This is a genomic window from Mesorhizobium sp. WSM3879 (assembly GCF_002294915.1).
Classification (GTDB): domain Bacteria; phylum Pseudomonadota; class Alphaproteobacteria; order Rhizobiales; family Rhizobiaceae; genus Mesorhizobium.
Window position 1 is genome coordinate 10001 of the sequence record NZ_NSFZ01000025.1, and the last position, 3802, is coordinate 13802.

Consider the following 3802-nt stretch of genomic DNA (forward strand, 5'->3'; position numbering starts at 1 on the left):
GGGTATTGGCAATGAGAACGATCAAGTGTCTTAAGGGCAATTGGTGGATGCCTTGGCATGCACAGGCGATGAAGGACGTGATACGCTGCGATAAGCTACGGGGAGGTGCGAATACCCTTTGATCCGTAGATCTCCGAATGGGGAAACCCACCTAAGGTACTTGGAAAATCAGAGCAGCAGGGCAACTGACGCGGCAATCCCAAAAGGATTGAGCGTGGGGCGACGATCTCTTTGGGATCGCGCTGTTTTTGCTGCTGTGGTTTCCAAGTATCGATAATAGGTAACTTATCCTGAATACATAGGGATAAAGTGGCGAACGCGGGGAACTGAAACATCTAAGTACCCGTAGGAAAGGACATCAACCGAGACTCCGGAAGTAGTGGCGAGCGAACCCGGACCAGGCCAGCGGCGATTGAGAGACAAGCGGAACCTTCTGGAAAGTTGGGCCGTAGCGGGTGACAGCCCCGTACGCGTAATGCGATCAATCGTCCTTGAGTAAGGCGGGACACGTGAAATCCTGTCTGAAATTGGGAGGACCACCTTCCAAGCCTAAGTACTCGTGCATGACCGATAGCGAACTAGTACCGTGAGGGAAAGGTGAAAAGCACCCCGACAAGGGGAGTGAAAGAGTACCTGAAACCGATTGCCTACAAACAGTGGGAGCCCGTCCTTCAAATCGCTTGACGATTTGAAGAACTTTTGATTTTGCCATCAAGAGCGCAAGCGCTTTGATGGGCGGGTGACCACGTACCTTTTGTATAATGGGTCAGCGACTTAGTGTGACGAGCAAGCTTAAACCGATAGGTGTAGGCGCAGCGAAAGCGAGTCTGAACAGGGCGTTCAGTTCGTCGCATTAGACCCGAAACCGAGTGATCTAGCCATGAGCAGGCTGAAGGTAAGGTAACACTTACTGGAGGGCCGAACCCATAACTGTTGCAATAGTTCGGGATGACTTGTGGCTAGGGGTGAAAGGCCAATCAAACTCGGAAATAGCTGGTTCTCCGCGAAATCTATTTAGGTAGAGCGTCGACCGAATACCCCAGGGGGTAGAGCACTGGATGGGCTAGGGGTCCTCACCGGATTACCAAACCTAACCAAACTCCGAATACCTGGGAGTACTAGTCGGCAGACACACGGCGGGTGCTAACGTCCGTCGTGAAAAGGGAAACAACCCTGACCTACAGCTAAGGTCCCCAAGTTATGGCTAAGTGGGAAAGGATGTGAGGATCCCAAAACAACCAGGATGTTGGCTTAGAAGCAGCCATCATTTAAAGAAAGCGTAACAGCTCACTGGTCTAAATAAGGGTCTTTGCGCCGAAAATGTAACGGGGCTAAAGCCATACACCGAAGCTTAGGGTTCGTGAGCAATCACGAGCGGTAGCGGAGCGTTCTGTAAGCCAGTGAAGCCGTACCCGTGAGGGGCGGTGGAGGTATCAGAAGTGCGAATGCTGACATGAGTAACGTAAGGGGAGTGAGAGACTCCCCCGCCGAAAGACCAAGGGTTCCTGCTTAAAGTTAATCTGAGCAGGGTTAGCCGGCCCCTAAGACGAGGCGGAAACGCGTAGTCGATGGGAATCACGTTAATATTCGTGAGCCTGGAGGTAGTGACGGATCACACAAGTTGTCCAATCTTATCGGATTGAAAGGGCAGCGGAGTGGTTCCAGGAAATAGCTCCTCCTTATAGACCGTACCCGAAACCGACACTGGTGGTCTGGTAGAGTATACCAAGGCGCTTGAGAGAACTATGCTGAAGGAACTCGGCAAATTGCACGCGTAACTTCGGAAGAAGCGTGACCCTTTTTTGCGCAAGCAGAGGAGGGTGGCACAGACCAGGGGGTAGCGACTGTTTATCAAAAACACAGGGCTCTGCGAAGTCGCAAGACGACGTATAGGGTCTGACGCCTGCCCGGTGCTGGAAGGTTAAGAGGAGGGGTGCAAGCTCTGAATCGAAGCCCCAGTAAACGGCGGCCGTAACTATAACGGTCCTAAGGTAGCGAAATTCCTTGTCGGGTAAGTTCCGACCTGCACGAATGGCGTAACGACTTCCCCGCTGTCTCCAGCATAGACTCAGTGAAATTGAATTCCCCGTGAAGATGCGGGGTTCCTGCGGTTAGACGGAAAGACCCCGTGCACCTTTACTATAGCTTTACATTGGCATTCGTAGTGGCATGTGTAGGATAGGTGGTAGGCTTTGAAGCCTGGGCGCCAGCTCAGGTGGAGCCACCCTTGAAATACCACCCTTATCACTATGGATGTCTAACCGCGGCCCGTTATCCGGGTCCGGGACAATGTATGGTGGGTAGTTTGACTGGGGCGGTCGCCTCCTAAAGAGTAACGGAGGCGCGCGATGGTGGGCTCAGAACGGTCGGAAATCGTTCGCTGAGTGCAATGGCATAAGCCTGCCTGACTGCGAGACTGACAAGTCGAGCAGAGACGAAAGTCGGTCATAGTGATCCGGTGGTCCCGTGTGGAAGGGCCATCGCTCAACGGATAAAAGGTACGCCGGGGATAACAGGCTGATGACCCCCAAGAGTCCATATCGACGGGGTTGTTTGGCACCTCGATGTCGACTCATCGCATCCTGGGGCTGGAGCAGGTCCCAAGGGTATGGCTGTTCGCCATTTAAAGCGGTACGTGAGTTGGGTTCAGAACGTCGTGAGACAGTTCGGTCCCTATCTGCCGTGGGTGTAGGAATATTGAAAGGATCTGTCCCTAGTACGAGAGGACCGGGATGGACGGATCTCTGGTGGACCTGTTGTGGCGCCAGCCGCATTGCAGGGTAGCTATATCCGGACGGGATAACCGCTGAAGGCATCTAAGCGGGAAACCCACCTTGAAACGAGTATTCCCTGAGAACCGTGGAAGACGACCACGTTGATAGGCCGGGTGTGGAAGAGCGGCAACGCTTGAAGCTTACCGGTACTAATAGTTCGATCGGCTTGATCGTTCTCATTCCTAATATCCATCCGACAAAGTCGGATGGTCTGCCAGCGCTCACGCATGAGCGGCCCTTACGGGCCTATGCTCCGCGAGGCGCCGGACGACCGGCGACGCGCAGTCGCGCTTGCGGGCTTCGCCCGTAGGCAAAACGCAGACGTCGCCTTGGCACAAAACGACGATCCTTTGGATCGCGCTGCGACGATTCTTTGGATCGCGCTTGGCGACGATCCTTGATCGCGCCGCGACGATCCTCCGGATCGCGCTTGAACAGCTTCTCGATTTGAACGTGCGTTTCGCCGACCTGGTGGTTATGGCGGAGCGGCTGCACCCGATCCCATTCCGAACTCGGCCGTGAAACGCTCCAGCGCTGATGGTACTTCGTCTCAAGACGCGGGAGAGTAGGTCGCTGCCAGGTCTGCCAAGCGCACGTTCATCTCACATCCGGATCCGGATGCAGACAAATCTTCTCCTTGCGATTGTTGTGATGCATGTCGTTGCCTCAAAACCGCTAACACTTTTGAGCGACATGCATGAGGCCCGCCAAACGGGATCCCGGGCCGCGCAAGCGGCCCTTTCATTGGGCCGTCCCTTGAATACGGTAAGCGCAAACTTACCTCTATCTTGACGCGGGGTGGAGCAGCCCGGTAGCTCGTCAGGCTCATAACCTGAAGGTCACAGGTTCAAATCCTGTCCCCGCAACCAGTTTTATCATAAATCTCTGGCCGTCTCGATCTGATCGAGACGGCTTTGTTGTTTAGTGAGCGCGCGATCGTTGTTGTTCGGACTAGAGCGTCGGACCATCAGATTGAATCGCGAAGGATTCCGCTGATGTAAGGTTTGTGATTCACTTCCTTGTGGAGG

The 3802-nt window shown here is 54.2% G+C and carries 1 tRNA gene and 2 rRNA genes; all 3 read left to right on the forward strand.

What is annotated here, in order from left to right:
* The first annotated feature begins 19 nt into the window (after positions 1-19).
* A 23S ribosomal RNA gene (locus CK218_RS29720) occupies positions 20-2948 on the forward strand.
* A gap of 293 nt (positions 2949-3241) precedes the next feature.
* A 5S ribosomal RNA gene (gene rrf, locus CK218_RS29730) occupies positions 3242-3356 on the forward strand.
* Positions 3357-3566: 210 nt separating this feature from the next.
* Positions 3567-3643: transfer RNA gene (locus CK218_RS29735), tRNA-Met, on the forward strand.
* Positions 3644-3802 lie beyond the last annotated feature (159 nt).